Source organism: Prevotella sp. ne3005 (assembly GCF_900110085.1).
Taxonomy (GTDB): Bacteria; Bacteroidota; Bacteroidia; order Bacteroidales; family Bacteroidaceae; genus Prevotella.
Genome location: NZ_FOCK01000004.1, coordinates 1 through 20,698, shown reverse-complemented (window position 1 = coordinate 20,698; position 20,698 = coordinate 1). Strand labels below are relative to the sequence as shown.

21 protein-coding genes and 1 tRNA gene are annotated in these 20,698 nt (G+C 48.3%); 2 read left to right on the top strand and 20 right to left on the bottom strand.

The window, feature by feature from the left end; translation table 11 throughout:
* Positions 1-5: 5 nt before the first annotated feature.
* Both BMY16_RS06565 and BMY16_RS06560 read right to left on the bottom strand, forming a co-directional pair.
* Positions 6-1,100 (bottom strand): endonuclease/exonuclease/phosphatase family protein, encoded by a 1,095-nt coding sequence (locus BMY16_RS06565; protein WP_091841082.1) that lies wholly within the window; start codon positions 1,098-1,100, stop codon positions 6-8.
* A complete protein-coding gene (locus BMY16_RS06560; RefSeq protein WP_091841482.1) occupies positions 1,097-2,035 on the bottom strand; it encodes a rhomboid family intramembrane serine protease in 939 nt (312 codons plus the stop codon). Before BMY16_RS06560 ends, BMY16_RS06565 begins: the two co-directional genes overlap by 4 nt.
* Before the next feature lie 254 nt (positions 2,036-2,289).
* Between BMY16_RS06560 and BMY16_RS06555 the strand changes: the two genes are divergently transcribed.
* Complete coding sequence (locus BMY16_RS06555) at positions 2,290-2,559, top strand: HU family DNA-binding protein (protein WP_091841081.1); 270 nt, start codon at positions 2,290-2,292, stop codon at positions 2,557-2,559.
* A 65-nt stretch (positions 2,560-2,624) separates the two neighbouring features.
* Here BMY16_RS06555 and BMY16_RS06550 read toward each other — a convergent pair whose 3' ends face one another.
* From BMY16_RS06550 to BMY16_RS06470, 18 genes are all read right to left on the bottom strand, one after another.
* Positions 2,625-3,428, bottom strand: a complete 804-nt coding sequence (locus tag BMY16_RS06550) for a gluconate 5-dehydrogenase (RefSeq protein ID WP_091841079.1) — start codon at positions 3,426-3,428, stop codon at positions 2,625-2,627.
* A gap of 21 nt (positions 3,429-3,449) precedes the next feature.
* On the bottom strand, positions 3,450-4,292 hold the full coding sequence (gene kduI / locus BMY16_RS06545; protein WP_091841077.1) for a 5-dehydro-4-deoxy-D-glucuronate isomerase: 843 nt from the start codon (positions 4,290-4,292) through the stop codon (positions 3,450-3,452).
* 25 nt (positions 4,293-4,317) lie between these two features.
* Positions 4,318-4,388: transfer RNA gene (locus BMY16_RS06540), tRNA-Gln, on the bottom strand.
* Between the two features lie 59 nt (positions 4,389-4,447).
* Positions 4,448-5,743, bottom strand: a complete 1,296-nt coding sequence (gene tyrS, locus BMY16_RS06535) for a tyrosine--tRNA ligase (protein ID WP_091841076.1) — start codon at positions 5,741-5,743, stop codon at positions 4,448-4,450.
* Between the two features lie 35 nt (positions 5,744-5,778).
* Positions 5,779-6,009 carry a membrane protein insertion efficiency factor YidD gene (yidD, locus tag BMY16_RS06530; RefSeq protein WP_170836030.1) on the bottom strand — a complete coding sequence of 77 codons (231 nt, stop codon included), beginning with the start codon at positions 6,007-6,009 and terminating at the stop codon, positions 5,779-5,781.
* Positions 6,010-6,012: 3 nt separating this feature from the next.
* The gene (rnpA, locus tag BMY16_RS06525; protein WP_170836029.1) at positions 6,013-6,399 is read right to left on the bottom strand and encodes a ribonuclease P protein component; all 387 of its coding nucleotides are present in this window, start codon (positions 6,397-6,399) and stop codon (positions 6,013-6,015) included.
* A gap of 5 nt (positions 6,400-6,404) precedes the next feature.
* Positions 6,405-7,154, bottom strand: coding sequence for a uroporphyrinogen-III synthase (locus BMY16_RS06520; RefSeq protein ID WP_091841074.1), 750 nt, complete (start codon positions 7,152-7,154; stop codon positions 6,405-6,407).
* A 7-nt stretch (positions 7,155-7,161) separates the two neighbouring features.
* Positions 7,162-8,184 carry a DUF4271 domain-containing protein gene (locus BMY16_RS06515; protein ID WP_091841072.1) on the bottom strand — a complete coding sequence of 341 codons (1,023 nt, stop codon included), beginning with the start codon at positions 8,182-8,184 and terminating at the stop codon, positions 7,162-7,164.
* Between the two features lie 3 nt (positions 8,185-8,187).
* The gene (gene metK / locus BMY16_RS06510; protein WP_091841070.1) at positions 8,188-9,444 is read right to left on the bottom strand and encodes a methionine adenosyltransferase; all 1,257 of its coding nucleotides are present in this window, start codon (positions 9,442-9,444) and stop codon (positions 8,188-8,190) included.
* A 58-nt stretch (positions 9,445-9,502) separates the two neighbouring features.
* Positions 9,503-12,319: a M16 family metallopeptidase gene (locus BMY16_RS06505; protein WP_091841069.1), complete on the bottom strand. Its 2,817-nt coding sequence runs from the start codon at positions 12,317-12,319 to the stop codon at positions 9,503-9,505.
* 142 nt (positions 12,320-12,461) lie between these two features.
* Positions 12,462-13,364, bottom strand: coding sequence for a site-specific tyrosine recombinase/integron integrase (xerA, locus tag BMY16_RS06500; RefSeq protein WP_091841067.1), 903 nt, complete (start codon positions 13,362-13,364; stop codon positions 12,462-12,464).
* Position 13,365: 1 nt separating this feature from the next.
* Positions 13,366-14,595, bottom strand: a complete 1,230-nt coding sequence (locus tag BMY16_RS06495) for an FtsX-like permease family protein (protein ID WP_091841066.1) — start codon at positions 14,593-14,595, stop codon at positions 13,366-13,368.
* A gap of 87 nt (positions 14,596-14,682) precedes the next feature.
* Positions 14,683-15,018 (bottom strand): 30S ribosome-binding factor RbfA, encoded by a 336-nt coding sequence (rbfA, locus tag BMY16_RS06490; protein WP_091841064.1) that lies wholly within the window; start codon positions 15,016-15,018, stop codon positions 14,683-14,685.
* A gap of 36 nt (positions 15,019-15,054) precedes the next feature.
* Positions 15,055-15,687 carry an O-methyltransferase gene (locus BMY16_RS06485; RefSeq protein WP_411267775.1) on the bottom strand — a complete coding sequence of 211 codons (633 nt, stop codon included), beginning with the start codon at positions 15,685-15,687 and terminating at the stop codon, positions 15,055-15,057.
* A 24-nt stretch (positions 15,688-15,711) separates the two neighbouring features.
* The gene (gene aroQ / locus BMY16_RS06480; protein WP_091841061.1) at positions 15,712-16,134 is read right to left on the bottom strand and encodes a type II 3-dehydroquinate dehydratase; all 423 of its coding nucleotides are present in this window, start codon (positions 16,132-16,134) and stop codon (positions 15,712-15,714) included.
* Between the two features lie 162 nt (positions 16,135-16,296).
* Positions 16,297-18,594, bottom strand: coding sequence for a trypsin-like peptidase domain-containing protein (locus BMY16_RS06475; RefSeq protein WP_091841059.1), 2,298 nt, complete (start codon positions 18,592-18,594; stop codon positions 16,297-16,299).
* A 218-nt stretch (positions 18,595-18,812) separates the two neighbouring features.
* Positions 18,813-18,929: a smalltalk protein gene (locus tag BMY16_RS15455; protein ID WP_170836028.1), complete on the bottom strand. Its 117-nt coding sequence runs from the start codon at positions 18,927-18,929 to the stop codon at positions 18,813-18,815.
* A 76-nt stretch (positions 18,930-19,005) separates the two neighbouring features.
* Positions 19,006-19,557 carry an HU family DNA-binding protein gene (locus tag BMY16_RS06470; RefSeq protein WP_139207152.1) on the bottom strand — a complete coding sequence of 184 codons (552 nt, stop codon included), beginning with the start codon at positions 19,555-19,557 and terminating at the stop codon, positions 19,006-19,008.
* A gap of 359 nt (positions 19,558-19,916) precedes the next feature.
* Between BMY16_RS06470 and BMY16_RS16035 the strand changes: the two genes are divergently transcribed.
* Positions 19,917-20,114: a DUF4248 domain-containing protein gene (locus BMY16_RS16035; protein WP_091841055.1), complete on the top strand. Its 198-nt coding sequence runs from the start codon at positions 19,917-19,919 to the stop codon at positions 20,112-20,114.
* The last annotated feature ends 584 nt before the right edge of the window (positions 20,115-20,698 follow it).

Below are 20,698 nucleotides of genomic sequence, written 5' to 3'. Positions count from 1 at the left end.
TTTTTTTAAGGTTTATCGACTAATTTTAGCCTGCAAATGATAGGATAATGGTCACTTGCGTCCATTTTGGAGTCTATCTCGCAATTGTAGGGCGTGAAATCATCGGAGCAGAAAATGTGGTCGATGCGGAAGAAAAATCCTTTCTGATTATATGACAAACCGATGCCGCAGCCTGTTTCCTTGAAGCAGTCTGTGAGTCCCTGGGCGATGGTTCGGCGGGAGTAGGAGATGGGGTTGTCGTTGAAGTCGCCGCAGACAATTATCGGGTACTGGCGGTGGCTCTTGATATAGTTGTGTACAGCCTCTGCCTCAGGCGCCCGCTTGGCAGCATATTTCCCCAGCTTTTCAATCAGCATGAGCGTTTCTGCCTTGGCGGTGTCGCGTTTCATCTCACCCTTTAGCATGCGTTTATAGTTATCACGGTCTTCATTAGAAAGATGGGTGCCTTCCAAATGGTTGTTAATGACGATGACCGTATCGTCTTGTATTTTCAGATAGTAGGCCACCGACCCGTTTCCCACCGACTTATAGGGAATGCGCTCTTTCTTCAGGATGGGGTATTTCGTGTGGATGCCCACGCCGTTCATGCCATTGCGGTCGTTGCGGAAGATGGTCGTGTCGTTGTAGGCGTAGATCTTTTTATACCACTGGAAGCAGAACCTGCGCCAAGAGTCCACGTCCTCCTGCAGGCAGACAATGTCGGCATCCTGATCTTTCAAATACTCATAAACCGTCTCGAAACCATACTCATACTTATAGTTACCACCATATTGGCATACGTTGTATGATAGGAGCTTGATGGTTCCCTCTGGCACTTCTTGTGTCTTGTGGATGGGCATGTAGACGGTCAGTGGCACATAGACGAGGGCAAATCCAAGGATGGGAATCCACATTTTCTTCCACTTGAACGTCAGCCAGAAGAAGAGAAACAGCAGATTGACAATCAGGAACACAGGAAAAGCCATGCCCATGACCGACAATGTGGGATATTCCTGTGGATGAATGCGGTCGGAATAGCCCGACAGCACCATGAGCAGGATAGTCGCCGCATTGGCGCCTGCCACGATATTGATGGTAAATGACTTCAGTTGCTTGATCATCGTTGGTTGCTTGCGTCGAAGAGCTTCTTCTTCTCTTCCTTGGTCAGACTGTCGTAGCCACTCTTGCGGATTTTGTCGAGAATGGCATCTATCTCCTCCTGATTCTGACGTTTACGGGCATTAAACTCGCGGTCGTCTTCCTTAGAACTGCCCCGTTCAGCATGCATGTGATTATTGTTGTTCTGCTGGTGTTGGCGCTGACGCTGTTCGAAGTTGCGTTTCAGGTTCTCGAAGAACTGCTGCCCTCTTCCGCGGTCGAATCCAGAACTGGGATGACGGTTCCAGTATCGTATCATCAGGAATCCGAAGAGCATACCGCCAAGGTGGGCTGTGTGTGCTACACCGTCGCCAGAAGAGCCAAGGGCTGAGAAGAACTCTATGGCGACATAGAACAGTACGAACCACTTGGCTTTGATGGGGAAGGGGAACGGGATGATAAAGAGCCGCTCGTTGGGGAAGCTCATACCGAAAGCCAATATCACAGCATAGACGGCGCCCGATGCACCGATGGTGGTCCAGGCATTCAGTTGATGACTCAGTTGCTGTCCGATGGCAAAGATTTCACCAAAACTGACACTTGGGTCTTGGGCTGTGATGGTCATATAAAACGAGCCAAGTTGGGCAATCTCCTGTAGTAATCCAGCTCCTATGCCGCATGAGATGTAATAAAAAAGGAATTTTTTAGGACCCCATACGTTCTCAATCACGCAACCGAACATCCAGAGTCCGAACATATTACTCAGGATATGCATGAAATTGGCGTGGAGGAAAAGATAGGTCACCAGTTGGTACAGGTGGAAGTCGCTGGCCATGAAAAAGTGGAGGCCACCGATATCTTTCAGGTCGATTCCCCTTAACTCAAGAACGATTGTGGCTAAAAATGCGATCAAGTTAATGATCAGCAGATTCTTCGTGATAGTTGGTATGCGGAACATCATTTGATTATCGATTTACTATTTAATGAATTTCTATTCTCTGCTTTTGCGCTTTATTACGCTATTCGGTCGCAAAATTACTAAAATTATCTCTTTTTTATGCTGAAATATGCCTGAATACAACTATTTTTCAATAAAAAAGTAATTTTTTCCGTTTTTTTGTTGTTTGTTTGAATACTTTCTACTATATTTGCCAAAGAATTCGACTAAATATTAGTTATTACTATTAATAATTCTTTAAAATTATCTCAATTATGAACAAAACAGAATTAATCGAGAAGATTGCAGCAGGTGCTGGTCTCTCAAAGGTAGACGCAAAGAAGGCTCTCGACGCAACAGTTGCAGCCATCAAGGATGCTCTCGTAGCAGGTGACAAGATTCAGCTTGTAGGTTTCGGTACGTTCAGCGTAAACGAGCGCCCAGCTCGTGAGGGTATCAACCCCGCTACTAAGGCTAAGATCAAGATCGCTGCTAAGAAGGTGGCTAAGTTCAAGGCTGGTGCTGAGCTCACAGCTGCTTTGTAATCTTCGAATTGTAAATAAAAATTGAAGGGGTTCCAATCGGAACCCCTTCTTTTATGTTGTATTGTTTATTTCGGCTGTTTGCCAATGTAAGCGAGGATACCACCATCCACATATAGCACGTGGCCGTTGACAGCGTCAGAGGCGTGTGAAGCCAAGAATACAGCGGGACCACCCAGCTCTGAAGGATCGAGCCAGCGCCCTGCAGGTGTCTTGGCGCAGATGAAGCTGTCGAAGGGATGACGGCTGCCATCTGGCTGGCGCTCACGGAGTGGTGCCGTCTGCGGGGTAGCAATATAGCCCGGGCCGATACCGTTACACTGGATATTATACTCACCATATTCTGAGCAGATGTTGCGGGTAAGCATCTTCAGACCACCCTTGGCAGCTGCATAGGCAGATACCGTTTCACGACCCAGCTCAGACATCATCGAGCAGATGTTGATGATCTTACCCTCACGACGCTCCATCATCTCAGGAATAACGGCTGAAGAGCAGATGAACGGACCAACGAGGTCGATGTCGATGACCTGCTGGAACTCGGCACGCTTCATCTCGTGCATGGGGATACGCTTGATGATACCGGCGTTGTTGACGAGGATGTCAATCTGACCTACCTCCTGGTGGATCTTCTCTACGAGTGCTTTTACGGCATTCTCGTCAGTTACGTCACAAACATAACCCTTCACGTTGTCGATGCCAGCCTCTTTGTAGTTGTCGAGACCGCGCTGCAGGGCTGCTTCGTTAATGTCGTTGAAAATGATGGTCTTAATGCCTGCGGCTACGAAAGCCTTGGCAATGTTGAAACCAATACCGTAAGAGGCACCTGTGATCCAGGCGTTCTTACCTTCGAGGGAAAATAAATTTGCCATAATTTGTTTTGTTTTAGAAGTTTATTTTAAATCAGTAATGTTTGAAAAGTCCTGGTCGCCATAGTCGAGGTTTTCGCCGCCCATACCCCAAATGAAGGTGTAGTTGTGGGTGGCAGCTGCACTATGGATGCTCCATTCCGGTGAAATCACCGCCTGCTCGTTGTGGAGCCAGATGTGACGTGTCTCCTGCGGTTCCCCCATAAAATGGCAGGCAGCCTGATCCTCGGGGAGTTCGAAATAGAAGTAGGCCTCCATGCGGCGTGAGTGGACATGGGCTGGCATGGTGTTCCATACTGAGCCTGTGGCCAGCTCGGTCATTCCCATCTGCAGTTGACAGGTGGGGAGCACCTGATTCACAATCATCTTATTGATGTTGCGCTCGTTCGACATCTCAAGGCTTCCCATGTGTGCCACAACAGCATCCTGTTTCGTAATCTTACGGCTGGGATAGGCTGTATGGGCAGTGGTGGAGTTGAAATAGAACTTGGCAGGCTTCTGGGCATCCTTACTGCTGAAGATGACATCGCGGTCGCCACGCCCGATATAAAGTGCTTCCTTATAACCCAACTCAAAGATCTCTTCGCCCACCTTGACCATTCCAGAGCCACCTACATTGTAGATGCCAACCTCACGACGGGTGGTGAAAAAGTCGGCTTTCAATGGATCGATAGCTTCAAGCTTCAGAGCTTCACTAACGGGCATTGCACCACCTACGACCATACGGTCATACATGGAGTAGACCATATTCACCTCCTCAGAGACGAATAAATTCTCAATCAGGAAGTCACGGCGTAACCGGGCTGTGTCATAATGCCTGGCATCTTCCGGGTGGGCAGCATATCGTATCTCGTAGTTAGTCTTCATAAGCTTGTGATTTGTTCCTGTAGAGTTGGACGACTCGGATTCGAACCGGGAATGACAGAACCAAAACCTGTAGTGTTACCATTACACCATCGTCCAGAATGCGGTTGCAAAGGTAGTGAAAATTTGGCATTCCGCCAAATTTTCACTTATCTTTCTTACTTTACAATCAGCAGATAGTAATTCTTCTTGCCTTTTTGGGCCAAAAGATACTTGCCATCGATGAGATCTTCGGCTGTAATGGCACGGTTCTGGTCGGTCAGCTTCTCCTTGTTCAGAGAGACACCACCACCCTGTACCATCTTGCGCATCTCACCCTTTGAAGGGAAGACGGGAGCCATTGTGGTCAGCAGCTCGATAGCAGGCTGTCCTAACTGATCCTTGCTAATCTCGAACTGAGGCACGCCGTCGAACACATCGAGGAAAGTCTGCTCGTCGAGTTTCTCCAATCCCTCTTTCGTCGACTTGCCGAAAAGGATGTTTGAAGCCTCAATGGCTGTGTCGAGGGCCTCCTGAGAGTGAACCATGACTGTAACCTCTTCTGCCAGGCGCTTCTGCAGTACACGGCGTCCCGGATCCTGCTTATGCTCCTCGATAAGAGCATCAATAACATCCTTCTCCAGTGAGGTGAAGATCTTGATATAGCGCTCGGCATCCTCGTCGCTGACGTTGAGCCAGAACTGATAGAACTTATAAGGAGTGGTACGAGCGGGATCGAGCCAGATGTTACCACTCTCGGTCTTACCGAATTTCTTACCGTCGCTCTTCGTGATGAGCGGACAGGTGAGGGCGAAAGTCTCCACCTCATTGCCGAGGGTGCGACGGATGAGTTCCGTACCCGTGGTCATGTTTCCCCACTGGTCGTTGCCGCCTAACTGCAGCTTCACACCATAGTGCTGGTAGAGATAGAGGAAGTCATAACCCTGCAACAGCTGGTAGGTGAACTCTGTAAAGCTCAGACCGTCACGGGCTGTACCGTTCAGTCGCTGCTGTACACTCTCCTTGGCCATCATATAGTTGACGGTGATGTGCTTACCTACCTCACGGGCGAAGTCGAGGAAGGTGAAGTTCTTCATCCAGTCGTAGTTGTTAACCATGATAGCGGCATTAGGCTCCTTCGACTCGAAGTCGAGGAACTTGGCCACCTGTTTCTTGATGCACTCCTGATTGTGGCGCAGGGTCTCGTCATTGAGCAGATTACGCTCCTGACTCTTACCCGAAGGGTCGCCAATCATACCTGTAGCACCACCCACAAGGATGATGGGCCTATGGCCGCAACGCTGCAGATGACGGAGCATCATGATACCACACAGGTGTCCGATGTGCAGAGAATCGGCTGTGGGGTCGGTACCTAAGTAGGCCGTTACCATCTCCTTCTGGAGGAGTTCCTCTGTCCCTGGCATGATCTGAGCCAGCATGCCACGCCATTTCAGTTCTTCAACAAAATTCTTCATATCTCTTTTTCTATTATTATATACCTTATATATTATTAGGGAACCGGATCGTATCCGCTGCCTCCCCAGGGGTTACACCTTAAGATGCGCCAGATGGCCAATCCCAATCCTTTGATGGGGCCGTGCTTCATAATGGCCTGACGTGCATATTCACTGCAGGTGGGCTGGAATCGGCAGGACGGCCCGAGCAGGGGAGAGATACACAGCTGATAGAAACGGATGGGTAGTACCAGCAGAGAGGACAATATGTGAGACAACCACTTCACTTTTCACTTCTTTGCTATGCGCTGCAGCAGACTGATCATTCGCTTTTCCACCTCGTTGCTCGGACAATGACTGTCGGAGAGCCAGATAAAGGCAATCAGTAATTCCTGATCATCCGTAATACAGTTGCTGAGCAACTGCTTGTGAAGACGATAGGCCTCTCGGATTTGCCGCTTTACCCTGTTGCGGTCTACAGCGTGCTTGAACCGTTTTTTCGGTACACTGATAAGAATCTGTACAGGGGCATGTCCTTGCTGGCGTTCCTTTTTCAGGAAAACAGCCCTTAGCGGATAGGCTGCCAGCGATTGGCTGTTGCCTTTCTCAAAGAGCGTTTCTATCAGCAGGTTGCTGACGATGCGCTCCTTTTTCCTGAAGGTAGGAGCCATCATCATACTCCCTAACCTTGTTTCTCAAGCAGATAATGCTGCAGGGCACCCGTCATCGAGGGATATTTCTCTGAGGGAGCCTCGATGTCCAGTCTCAGTCCAGCCTCTTTCGCTGCCTTGGCGGTAGTGGGTCCGAAGGTCGCAATGGCAATCTTACCCTGCTTGAAGTTGGGGAAGTTCTTGCAGAGCGACTCTATTCCAGAGGGACTGAAGAAGATCAGCATGTCATAGTCGAATGTCTTAACCTCTTCAGGGGTGAAATCGTTGCTGACGGTCTTGTACATGACGCACTCCTTGTGCTGCAGCTTCTTGGAGTCGAGAAGCTGGGCAAGACTATCGTTGTGTACATCGCTCATCGGAACGAGATATTTCTCAGTCTTGTGCTTTACCATCGTAGGCACGAGGTCGTCAATGCGGCCTGTCTCTCCGAAGAATACCTTACGCTTGCGATACTGCACATATTTCTGTATATAGAGGGCGATGGTTTCTGTGACACAGAAGTACTTCATCTCCTCGGGGATCGCAACTCTCAGTTCCTTGGCCATATTGAAGAAATGGTCGATGGCGTGACGCGAAGTGAATACGATTGCGGTGTAATCCAGGATACTCACTTTCTGTGCACGGAAATCCTTCGAACTAATGGGCTCCACCTTAATAAAGGGGCGGAAGACCAGTTCTACTCCGAATTTGTTCGCGATATCAAAATATGGCGACTTCTCACTTGTTGGCTTAGGTTGTGAAACCAAAATCTTCTTGATCATCTGTGTCCTAATAATTTACTTTCAAAATATATGTGATTCCTACTAGTCCGCTCCAAATCATGACTAAAGGTACCATTTCGAGGGCACAAAAGTACAAAATATTTTGCAGAAAAAGCCTATTTTGCTTAAAAAAGATGGTATAAGACTTGTAAAATGTCAGTATTTTGGCTAAAGTGAGTATAAAAATACAATAAATGATAGCATTCTGCATGGAAAACTGGAAGTATGCCAGCAATAACACCAGAGGGAACAAACACACCCCCTCAATGGCAACGATAAACAACAATGTGCCTAGGAATTGTAAATTTTTCTTTGGACTGAAGAATACATTGTTGACTATTGTATAGAGTAGGCCCTTGATGACAAAGTAGCCCACCATGGTTCCAAAGTAGATACCCAATATGGCATATTCTGACGACAGAATGAATGTATCGGCAATCCTCCGGGTCGCATAGAAATAGAAGAGGAGGGCGTAATAAAGGCTGGTGATGACTGAGAATCCCAACTGGAACTTAACCTCCGTACCCGTCTCCGTATACTCCTGCTCGACCTTTGGCATGTACAAGAAGTGCTTGGCCTGGTTGATCATGAAACTGGAGATGCGCGACAGGGCAAACATGATGAGCAGGAAGCTGCAGATCAGAATACCAGTAATGATATGGTCGTTGTGGATGGCGTAGGGTACGGGGTCGCCCGCCACGCCATTGCGTCCGCCGTCAAGTTCTGGATGGTAGAGCGTGTTGGCAGAGAAGAAGTTTTCGCGATAATACTGTGGCAGGTCCACCTTCTTCAGGTCGCGTGGAATCTCGTGACCTGGCAGGTGCAGCGTGTCGGGCTGTGAACTGTAGTGGATCTCTCCAGGCTCAAACCATGCCTGGATGGCAGAGTCCTGTTGGGCAGGCGTAGCATCCTTCGGCAATGACCGCAGCACCTGATAGGGTGTCTGCGGTCTTGCCGGGCGACTCGTCATCGTGTCATTGGCAATGACGGTCGTTGATTCATTGATAGTGATGCTATCCTGTTCCAGCATAGCTTATAGTCCGAATGCTTTGCGGATATCGTCTACGCGATCCAGCTTCTCCCAAGTGAAGAGCTCCACGTCGATGGTCTTCGTCTCGTGGTAATGGCTGGTGAAGGTCTTCTTGATGATCTCCGACTTACGGCCCATATGTCCATAGGCGGCAGTCTCACTGTACATCGGCTGGCGCAATTTCAGCGTGCGCTCAATAGCCTTCGGACGAAGGTCGAACAGCTCTTCAATCTTCTTGGCGATCTCACCGTCGCTCATCTGTACCTTACTACGGCCATAGGTGTTCACATAGATGTTCATGGGCTTGGCCACACCGATGGCATAACTCACCTGTACGAGCATCTCGTCGGCAACGCCTGCTGCCACCATGTTCTTGGCAATATGACGGGCTGCGTAGGCAGCACTACGGTCTACCTTAGACGAGTCCTTGCCAGAGAAGGCACCGCCACCATGGGCACCCTTGCCACCGTAGGTGTCGACGATGATCTTACGACCCGTCAGACCAGTGTCTCCGTGAGGACCGCCAATCACGAACTTACCAGTGGGGTTCACGTAGTATTTGATATCGAGTCCGAAGAGATCGAGCACTTTTTGCGAATGTATCTGCTGCTTCACTCGGGGGATGAGGATATTGATCACGTCGTCCTTGATCTTGGCGAGCATCTTCTCGTCTTCGTCAAACTCATCGTGCTGGGTAGAGACGACGATGGTGTCGATACGCTCGGGGATGCCGGCATCGCTGTACTGTACTGTCACCTGACTCTTGGCATCGGGGCGCAGGTAGGTCATCTCCTTACCCTCCTTGCGGATATCGGCCAGAGTGCGCATGATGAGGTGTGCCAAGTCGAGGCTGACGGGCATATAATTTTCCGTCTCATTGGTGGCATAACCGAACATCATACCCTGGTCGCCGGCACCCTGCTCGTCTTCATTGCCGTTATCCACTCCGCGGTTGATGTCGGCACTCTGTTCGTGGATGGCACTCAGGATACCGCACGAGTCACCGTCGAACTGGTACTCGGCCTTGGTATAGCCTATGCGCTTGATGGTATTGCGGGCGATGGTCTGCAGGTCGATATATACATCGCTGCTCACCTCACCCATGATGACCACCTGACCTGTGGTGACAAACGACTCACAGGCCACGCGAGCCTTGTCGTCGTATGCCAGGAACTGGTCTAGTATTGCGTCACTAATCTGGTCGGCCACTTTGTCGGGATGGCCCTCAGATACTGATTCTGATGAAAACAAATAACTCATTCTCTCTATTTTTTTACTTTTTTACCTTTTTACTTTTTTACCTTTTTCCCTTTTTCCATTACTCTGCGGGGAGCATGATGATCTCAGCGCGGTTGCCGGCCTTCAGCACTTCAGCAACACAAGCACTGATGCTCTCCGGTGTCTGGGCATTCACCAGCTTCTCGTAGTCGGTGTGGAAGTCGATGCCCCACTTACGCCAAGCGTTGATGACACCAAGCCAGTAGTTGTTCTGCTTCAGCTGGTCGGCGTGGCTCTTCAGCATATACTCCTTCACCTTCTGCAGCTTGTCGGCATCACAGGTCTTGGCCAGGGCTGCCACCTCGTCACGAAGAATCGTGATGGCTATATCGCCCTTCTCGGGCTTCATGGGACAGATGGCGAGGATCTGAGCCGTCGTCTCGAAGTCGTTGCGGTTGATGGAAGACATTGACTGCACCGTATAGGCGGCACTGGCATCCTCACGGATCTTCTTCAGATACTCCATGTCGAGAATCTGGCTAATCATGTCCATCTTGATGTCATTCTCGGGTGTATAAGCCATGCCCTTCGTATACCATTCCATGATGGCATAGGCCTTGGGTGTCTCAGCCTTGTGCTTGAAGCTGTTGATGGCGACGCCCTTGAAATCGGTGGATACATCCTGACTCTTCACCACGTTCTTCTGAGCGGGCAGTGATGCGAGATAGGTCTCGATCAGCGGACGGATCGTCTCCTCGTCGTAGTTACCGATGATGGTAAAGGTGAAGGCAGCGGCATTAGCGGTCTGCTCCTTGGCCATCTGGAGGATACGGTCATAGTTCACCTGTGGCAGGTCTTCCGTTGCCATAGGCTTAAAGCGCGGATTCTTGCAGGTCAGCGTGGCTGTCATCGAGTCCTGAAGCACTGACTCGGGCTGCAACAGGCGGTTCTTCAGGTTCAACTCAGCGGTCTGCATCAGGTTGTCATACGACTTCTGGTCTTTGGCGATGTTGGTGAAGTAGAGATATGCCAACTGGAGCATGGTCTCCACGTCCTTCGGCGTAGAGCTGCCGTTGACACGTACGCGGTTGGGCTCTATTGAGAGCGATGCACTTGCAATCTTGCCTGCGAGTGCCTTCTCCAGTTCTGTGTGGGAGAAGTTACCCAGACCGCTGGCGTCAATCACGTTGTTGAACATCTTGATATTAGCAAAGTCCTTCTCGCCATAGAGTGCTGAGCCTCCAAATCCTTCACCGCGCATCAATACCTGGTCTTTCTTCAGGTCAGTCTGCTTCAGCACAACCTTTGCTCCGTTCGAGAGCTCCAGCTCGGTATAGCCGAAGAGGTCGTTCTTCGTCTCTTTCGTGATAGCACCCTTCTTGGGGAGTGTGGTGATCAGCGGCTCGTCCTTCACATTGTCTACGTAGGCCTCAATCTGGGCTGTGCGTGCAGCGGCAATGGCAGCCTTCAGACCCTCCTCCGTAGGATAGACAGCTCCTTCCTTCTCGGTGTTGAGGCTGAATACCACGAGGTTGCTGTCGTTGGTCAGGAAGTACTCCTTCATGATGGCATTCACGACGTCAACGGGCAGCATCGGTACTATCTGCTTCATTGTCGAGTATGAGTAGTCGATGCTGGGGAAGGGCTTGTTGTTCAGGAAGTTCTCCACATACTGGTCCACGAACTGTGAGTTGTAACGCTTGTCCTTGTTAGAGTACTGCTTGTCGAGCTGGCTGATGTAGTCCTGCTTAAAGCGTGTGTACTCCGTAGGCGTGAATCCGAATTCAGCAGCCCTGCGGACTTCGGTCAATGCAGCCTGAACGGCAGCCTCTGTCTGTCCGTCTTTGGGATAAACGTCCAGCTCGAAGGCATCTGCGCCACTTGAATAGAGATACTCACTATACGAAGCTGAAGATCTCAGGAACGGGCTCTCGGGCTTCTCGGCATACTCCTTCAGTCGGTCGTTCAGCATGGAGAGGGCTGCACTCTTCCTATAGTTAGCCACCATAAAGGCTATGGTTCCCTTCAGTGAGTCGGGGAAAGCCTCGTGCTTCATCATCACCCACACCTGGTTGGTGCGCTGCTCCTTGTCCTTGTCGATCACGTAGATAGCCTCGGCATTGTCGGGCACAGGCTCCTTCGTTACCAGTGCACGGTTCTCTGGCAGTACGATGGGCGAGAAGAGATCCTTGATCTTCTGCTCAATCTTGTCTACGTCCACGTCGCCCACCACGATGATACCCTGGTTGTCTGGACGATACCACTTCTCATAGTATGCCTGCAGGAACGGACGCTCGAAGTTGTCGATAATCTCCATCAGTCCGATAGGCATGCGGTAGCCCAACTTCGAACCTGGATAGAGCTTGGGCAGGTCGCGCTCGAGCATTCTCATCTCAGCACTGGTGCGCAGGCGCCACTCCTCGTGGATCACGCCACGCTCCTTCTCTATCTCATCCTGCTCCAGCAGCAGTCCGTCGGCCCAGTCGTAGAGTATCAGCAGACAAGAGTCGATGATGCCCTCACGGGTGGTGGGTACATTACTGATTTTGTAGACCGTCTCCTCGATGCTGGTATAGGCGTTCAGGTCGCCACCAAACTGGATGCCCACGCTCTCACACCAGCGCAGCAGCTCGTTGCCCTTGAAGTGCTTCGAGCCGTTGAAGGCCATGTGCTCCAGGAAATGGGCCAGTCCGCGCTGGTCGTCATCTTCCTGAATAGAGCCCACCTTTTGGGCAATGTAGAACTCGGCACGGTTCTCGGGCCAGTTGTTGTGACGGATGTAATACGTCAGTCCGTTGTCCAGTTTTCCGACACGTACATCGGGATCTGCGGGAATCGGCGGCATCTGCTGAGCCGTCATTGTCACTGCTCCAGTTATCGCCAGCAGCAGGGTCATGAGTAATTTCTTCATCTTCATAAGATTTTGGTTTTTGGAATCTTGGGTGCAAAGATACACCTTTTTTATGGATTAGACGCAGCAATATCGAAAAAACTACGCCTTTTTACCTTTTTTACCTTTTTACCTTTTTACCTTTTTACCTTCTTACTTTTTTACCTTTTTACCTTTTCATGTTTCTCGGGTGGTGCTCCAGGATCTCCTGTCTCAGCTGCGATGTGTCCAGATGGGTGTAGATCTCTGTTGTGCCGATGCTCTCATGACCCAGGAGTGCCTGGATGACGCGCAAGTCGGCACCGCCTTCGAGCAGGGCAGTGGCAAACGAGTGTCTTAGCGTGTGGGGTGAGATGGTCTTGGTGATGCCTGCCGCCTCGGCCTGTCGCTTGATCATGATGAGGATCATGGTCCGGGTCAGGTGCTTGCCGTAGCGGTTCAGAAACACGTAGTCCTCCTCACCGGGCTTGATCGTCATGTGGTTGCGGTCGTCAAACCAATAGCCTAGTTCCTGGATGGCCCGTTTGGAGATGGGCACGAGCCGTTCCTTACTGCCCTTACCCAGCACTCTGACGAACTCCTCCTCCAGATAGAGTTGCGACAGCTGCAGGTTCACCAGTTCACTGACGCGCAGGCCACACGAGAAGAGCACCTCGATGATGGCCCTGTTGCGATGGCCCTCCCATTTCGAGAGGTCTATGCTGGCCTCCAGCTGGTCTACCTCTGCCGTTGAGAGCACCTCAGGCAGATGGTCGCCTATCTGTGGCGACTCCAGCAGTTCCGTGGGGTCGTCGTCGCGATAGCCGTCCAGCTGCAGGAATCTGAAAAAAGCCCTGATGCCGCTCAGGATGCGGCACTGGCTACGGGGATGGATACCTATGTCGTGCAGTCCTGCAGCGAAGTGCTCCAGGTCTTCCAGCGTCACGTCGCTCACGCTCTTGTCTTCATGCTCCAGATAGTCGAGCAGTTTCCGCAGGTCGCGCTGATAGGCGTCGAGCGTATTGACCGACATGTTGCGCTGCAGTTTCAGATAGCGCACGTAACTCTTGACGATGTCTTTGCTGTTGCTCATTCTACGAAAGCAGACGCTTGGCGAAGTAGTGGACGGGGTACCAGACTGCGAGGAAGCCTACAATCAGGACGGTAAAGAAGATGAGGATGATATCCTCAGGATGCACGCTCACAGGGTAGGCATCGATGATAAACGAGCCACTCGACGATCCGAGCCCCACCAAGCCGAACTGCTGCTGAGCCCAGCAGAGCAGGAGCCCCAGACCAATGCCCACGATGGCACCGATGGCAGAGATCATACGCCCCTCGAAAAGGAAGATGCGCACAATCTGCTTGTCGGAAGCACCGAGGTTGCGCAGCGTCACCACATCGTCCTTCTTGTCGATGATGAGCATGGAGAGCGAGCCGATGATATTAAAGCAGGCCACCATCAGGATAAAGGTCAGGAAGATGTAGGCTATCAGCTTTTCAATCTTCATGATCTTAAACGTGTCGTCCTGCTGTTCGAAACGGTCTTTTACCAGGAACTTGTCGCCACAGAGGCGCTTGATCTCCTTCTTCACCCCGTCGAAGCTGCTGCCTGGCTTCAGCCTCAGTTCCAACGACGAGAGCATGCCCTGCTGTCCGAAGAGCCTTCGGGCAAAAGCGATGCTGGTGAGGATATACTTCTGGTCGTACTTCGACTGCTTGACGTTGAACAGCACCCCTGGCGAATAGAGGTCATCCTCCTCGAAGGCTTCCTCTGGATTGGCCATGTCGAGCTGGCCCTCTCTTCGGGGCGCATAGATATGCAGGGGCTCGTCATAGGTGTAGCCCATGCCCAGGATCTCTGCCAGACGGATTCCCGGAATGCCATAGTCCATATCTGCTGCGTGAAGACAGAACTCGCCATTGCCCAGGAGGATATCATTGATGTGGGTGAGCTGCTGGAAATTATCCTCCACGCCCTTGATGACCACCGTCGCCTGACGGTCCTTATAGATGGCGAGCGCCATATCCTCAACCGTCTCGGTGGCCACGTCGATCTGTGGCAGCTGGCGAATCTCCGTCAGTATAGGATCGTCGGCAGCCACCGTCTTTCCCTCTACAGGAACCACCTTCAGCTGCGGATCGATATCCGTAAAGAAAGAAGCCACCAGGTCGTGGAAACCGTTGAATACGGAGAGCGTCACCATCAGGGCCATCGTTGCCACAGCGACACCGATGATGGAGATGCCGCTGATCACATTGATGGCGTGGGTCGACTTCTTAGAGAATAAGTACCTACGGGCTATAAAGAATGGGAAGTTCATATCTCACTTTGTTCGATATGCACTTTTGTCACGACTCGGCCAAACAAGCAAGCTTGATGGCTCTCGCTGTTCCAAAAGTTCACCTTTTTACTTTTTCAACAGTTCATCGATGTGTTCGATGTAGTCTAGCGAGTCGTCGATGAAGAATCGCAGCTCGGGGATGATGCGCAGCTGGTTTCTCACGCGCGTACCTAATTCATAACGTATGGACTTGGTGTTAGCGTTGATGTTGGTCAGAATCTCCTCGCCCTTCTCACTGGGGAACACGCTCAGATAGGCTGTGCAGATGCTCAGGTCGGGGGATATCTTCGTACGCGTCACCGATACCATCGTACCGTGTGTGGCGCGTGTCTGCTGCTGGAATATCAGCGAGAGCTCCTTCTGGAGCAGTCGCGCAATCTTGTTTTGTCTTGTCTCTTGCATATCTTACTTTTTTTACCTTTTTACCTTTTTACCTTTTTACATTTTCCTAATGAGCGTCAGTCCGTCTCTTAACGGCAATATCACCTGTTCCACCCTTGAGTCCTGGGCAATGTAATCGTTAAACGTCTCGATGCCCTGCGTCTGGTGGTCCTTATCGTAGGCAGGGTCTACCACGTGTCCGTCCCAGAGCGTGTTATCGGCGAGGATGAATCCGCCAGGCTTCAGTATCGTCATCACCATCTCGTAACAGTCGCGATAGGTGCGCTTGTCGCCATCCATGAAGACCATATCAAACGCGATGCCGAGCTTGGGAGCCTCTGTCAGGGCGTCGCCGATGATAAACTCAATCTTGTCGGCCACCTCCGAACCCTCTATCCAGGGGCGGGTGAAGTCCTCCATCTCGTCGTTGATCTCGTAGGTGTAGAGTCGTCCGTCGTCGTCGAGGCCCTCTGCCATCGAGATGGCGCTGTAGCCGCTAAACGTTCCTATCTCCAGAATGTTCTTCGGGCGGATCATCTTCACGAGCATCTTCAGCAGTCGTCCTTGCAGATGTCCGCTGGCCATCCTTCCGTGGATGGTGTGGATGTTCGTCGCCCGCCAAAGCCTATAGAGATACTCCGGTTCCGGCTCAATATGCCCCAGAACGTACTGCTCTAACTCACTATTCACTATTCACTAATCACTAATCACTATTCACTTCTTCAACGCCTCAATGGCCAGACGGTAGCTGTCGAGTCCGAATCCGCAGATCACACCCTTGCAGGCAGCCGAGATCAGCGACTTATGACGGAACTCCTCGCGCTGGTGTACGTTCGAGATGTGTACCTCGACGACGGGGCACTTCAGACTCCTGATGCAGTCGTGCAGGGCCACGCTGGTATGGGTATAGGCCCCTGCGTTGAGCACGATGCCGTCGTAGCCGCCAAAGAAGCCCGTCTCCTGCATCTTGTTGATCAGCTCGCCCTCCACGTTGCTCTGATAGTAGTCTATCTGCAGCTCGGGAAACCGCTTACGTAACTCTGGCAGATAGTTGTCAAACGACTCTGTGCCATAGATGCCTGGCTCACGCTGCCCCAGCAGGTTGAGGTTCGGTCCGTTGATAATCTGAATCTTCATTTTCACCTTATTATATATAATACGGCTGCAAAATTACGATATTTTTTCTAAATCTCAAAATAATAACGTAATTTTGCATGCGAATATGGAGAAAGACATCGCTCGATGCCTATCAGTGCGACCTGTAGAGTCAAGGGATTCCCTGTACAAATCTCGATTTTTCTATTCTTTAATTAAAATAAGAGCAACATAGTCGTCTAAGATCTTTATCTTTTCAGTAAGAGACTTGTTTTTTATTGTTATATCATTGGGTATATTTAATCTAATAGGCAGAACATCTATAAGAGCATTCAGATAAGAAGACTTTATAGCATAATTAACATTCTCTGTTTGTAAAGCCCTATTCAGTCCTGAAGATGTTATACCTACAAGATTGCCATCATAATCAAATAATGGACCGCCACTATTTCCAGGTTGGATAGGAACTGAGATTTGATAAACTGTAGCATCTCCTTGAATTCCTGTTCTGGCGCTAATTTTTCCATCCGTAAATTTTACTTCTTGGCCCATAATGCTTGCCATTGGATAACCAAGGGCGAACACGCTTGTACCTACATCTTTTACGGATGTATTGAAATTGTATGCAATTTTATTGAATGATGTGAATTTGGGATCGTTAATACGGATTATTGCAAGATCATTTTGTGGATCAGCTTGCACCACTTCGGCATTATATTTACATAACAAGCCATCTCTAATGATATTTATTTGTATCTTTTTCGCACCATTTATTACGTGATGATTTGTAGCAAAATAACCTCTACTATCAATAAGGAATCCAGTGCCGTTCCCATCCCACTGCTCTTCTTTTGTGGATTTTTCAGAAGGCGTTTGTTGATTACTAGAATTTGCAGCTTGAGATGAAAAATATTCTTTATATAACAAGTTCTCTAGACAAAAATTCCCTTTGCCACCAACTAACATACCCGTATAACCACCGCGGAATCGAATGGCTTCAATGTTTTCAACCAATGTTCCATTGATTGAGAACATCATTTTATCTCCAATTTTCATAACCTTTAAAAGGTTTCTTGCTTTACCTCTATTAATTGCAGAAGATGTTGACCAATCTTTTATGACTATGTTTATGCCTTCAAAGGTGTTTTGAATTTTATATTGACCATCTCCTGAAATGATAAAGAAACAATGGTTTGACCAGTCTTTAAATCCGAGAACTAAACCATATCCCACATTGTTGTTTTTTTCATCTAAAAGATCCACGATGCCCTCGACAGAAAAATCTTCATTTTGGTTAATCTCGATATAATTAGTTCTTATTGTTGTGTTCCCGCCTTCATCAGAAATAAAAAGGCGATTTGACGATACTTCTGATTTTGCATTATCGTCCTTACTTTCCCATGTTTGTTTATTAAGATTGAAATTCTCATCCATCACTTGGCAGGCTAAGCCATCTTCGTCAAATTCGGTGTATCGGTCATTTATAAGTCTTCCATCCTTATAATCAGCAACGATGTTTGGTTTACCACTTTTGTACCATCTTTTATGCGATAAGATTCTTCCTTCGTTGTCATATTCTATTATAATATTTGTTTTTCCATTATCGAAATAATTTATATCTTTGCCTATAATTATATTATTTTTAAAGTTACACCTTCTTGAGATTTGTCCATTTTCATAATACCATATTGTTTCCCCTGAATTAAAATTCAGGTTATCATCATCATAATTAATGTAAACACAATCAAATTCAGATTGGAGTCTACCAGAAATGTAGTAATCACGAATTTTACCTTGTGGACGATTTGGTGCTTTGTATGTTACTATCCTGTAAAATTTAGCGTTGCTTAAATTACAACGTTTCCATTCTTCATCAAAGTATTCGGTTAATTGAGTACCTATTTGAGGAGAATAATTGGGTTTATATGATTTGGGTAATTTGTCAACTCTTGAACCTTGGTATATCCAGAATGCTTTGCTATTTATAACTTTAAATTGTCCGGTGAATGGTTGGTTCATCCGGAATAGTCCTTCAAAAGAGGAACCATCTGGGTACTTCGCTTGTCCAAAACCGTGGCTATAGTAATTTACAATTTCGCCTTCATATGAAGTTATTTGGCCATTTGGGGCAAAAAATTTAATAGTACCCTTACCAATAGCTTCTCCATTCTCAAAAATGCAGTTATATACTTTTTTTGTTCCATCGTCACCAAAATAGGTGTACGTCGCCATGCCATTAACCTGCCCGTTTACAATTGGACCTTGATATATTCCGTATTTACGCCCTTTTACAAATTTCTCTAAAACTCCATCACCATTGGCTTTCCCGTTATTATTTCCGCCATCCCAATGAGCTTCGAAGCCTTCTACATAATATGGTTCGTAATATTCGCAATTTTGGTTTTTTACTTTAACCCATTTAGGTTGAGCATTAATAGTGCTACACGTTATCATTGATACAATGACAACAATATATACATGAAATAATCTTTTAATGATCATATTAATAATTCTTTAGATTAGTATTATGATGCAAATATACGCTTTTTAGTTTAAATGATTGCTCCTTTTCACATTATTAACATAAATTTAAATTCATGTAGAGCTTTCTTGCTCATTTTGAACCTATATAGAATAGAATCTATAGATTATTAAAACAAAACAAGGCACCCGAATCGGATGCCTTGTTTGCAAAGATACTCCCATTTGTTGTCTTTCAGTTAAAACCAGATGGGGCCATTACCCATGCAACTGGTAGTTCCGAGTGCCGTCAGAGCTGCTGTAGCTGCTGCGATAAAAATGCGGAGCACAACCTCCCAAACACCATTCTTTTTCATTTTTTACCTCCTTTCTGCTTTAACTTTTTACTTTTAACTCTCGAGCTAAGCGAGTGGGGGCTTTCGCCCCTCTCGCTTATTCGCCTCCTGAAGTGGAATCCTGATGAGTTGCTACTGCGAACGAGCTGATAGGAATCTTCTCCTGATAGGTACGCTCCTTGCCATCGATGGTCTTCTTCTTCGACTCGATCACGTAGGCGGCCTTAAAGGTACATTCGTCCTTCAGCGCACGCGAGGTGAGCTTCTCGCCCTTCGAGTTCTCGGGGGTAAAGCGCAGGTGTACACCCGCAATCAGGTTGTCGATGCCCACATTGAGCGACTTCTCCACCGTGTCCTGCGCCTTCTTGCCGTCGCTCTCGATGCTGGGGCTGAAGGTACCGAAGCCATCCAGCTTCACAGGCTGTCCCTGCGTCACCATCTCCTTCAGACAGCTGACGATGTTCTGCAACACGAGCACCGCCATGGGGTAGTCCACGAGCTTGCCATGCTCAGCGAGGTGATGGGCAAAACCCTTCAGACTCAGAGGCTCCTTGGTGTCAGCCTCGGGATAGTACTGGCCGTAACCGGCGTTGTACTGGTTCTTGTTCTTCCGGAGATTCACCGGAAATGCAATTACTTCACTTGCCATATTTTTTTAGTGTTTAGTGATTAGTGATTAATGATTAGTGTTCTCTCTTTGCAATCTAGGTGGTACCATTTCCCAAATGCATTGCAAGGGAAGTGCAAGGCGAATGCAGAGCCGAGCTCGCTCGAGCTATGCTGAGCCGCAGCCTTCACTCGTACTCGCAACTTCTTGTTTGCGAGTACAAAGTTAACCATTTTTTCTGATATATGCAAGCAAAAATGATGCTTAAAAGTACTTATGAGTAATTACGAGTACTTATTAGTACTTATACCAAATAATTTGCGCTTTTCTTTTGGTAATCTCACCGATTTTTAGTAACTTTGCAGTGCTTTTAGAAAAACAACCAATCTTATCTATCTATTATGCAAACATCAACCACTATGGGGCGCATGGAACTCGCCCAACTCTACTTTCCTTACATCCAACCACGTTCAGCATGGCAGAAACTCAAGCCATTGCTCAGTGACGATCCCGATCTGGCACACTTAGTTAAACTGCGCCGACGGACGTTTCTTCCAAACGAGGTCTCCATGATCTACCAACACCTAGGGCGCCCATAAGGGTGCCCTTCTTCGGTCCCTGAGCTTGTCGAAGGGTGTCGAAATGTTTACCCGTAGTAAACCAAAGGTTTACATGGAGTAAACTCCTACTTTAGTCGGAGTAAAGTAAAAATCCACGCGGTTACGCGGTTACGCGGTTTCATTTTGTTTTTCCGATTTTCAGCCCAGCTCCGAGAAGAGGGAGAGAAGAAGAAGGGAGAGATTCAAAACATCTATATTATTTATTATATATTATATATTAATTTATTATATATTATAATATATAATAAATCTATAAGACCCTTTTCACACCCAAATACCAAACTACGAAATCCAAAATGAAACCGTGTAACCGCGTAACCGCGTGGAGAAATTGATAAAGATAGTTAAAGTTTCAGGGCTGTACCGACCTTTGGTACAGCCCTTTTATTATATTTGCAGCGTGAAAAGAATGATAATGACATGAAACTGATAAAAGGAGAATTCAAAGAGAGGCTGGATCTGCTGTTTGCACCGTCCATCAAGGCAGGGTTCCCATCGTCAGCAGATGATTATCTGCGAGACAGCCTCGACTTCAACAGGGATATGATCAAGCATCCCGAGGC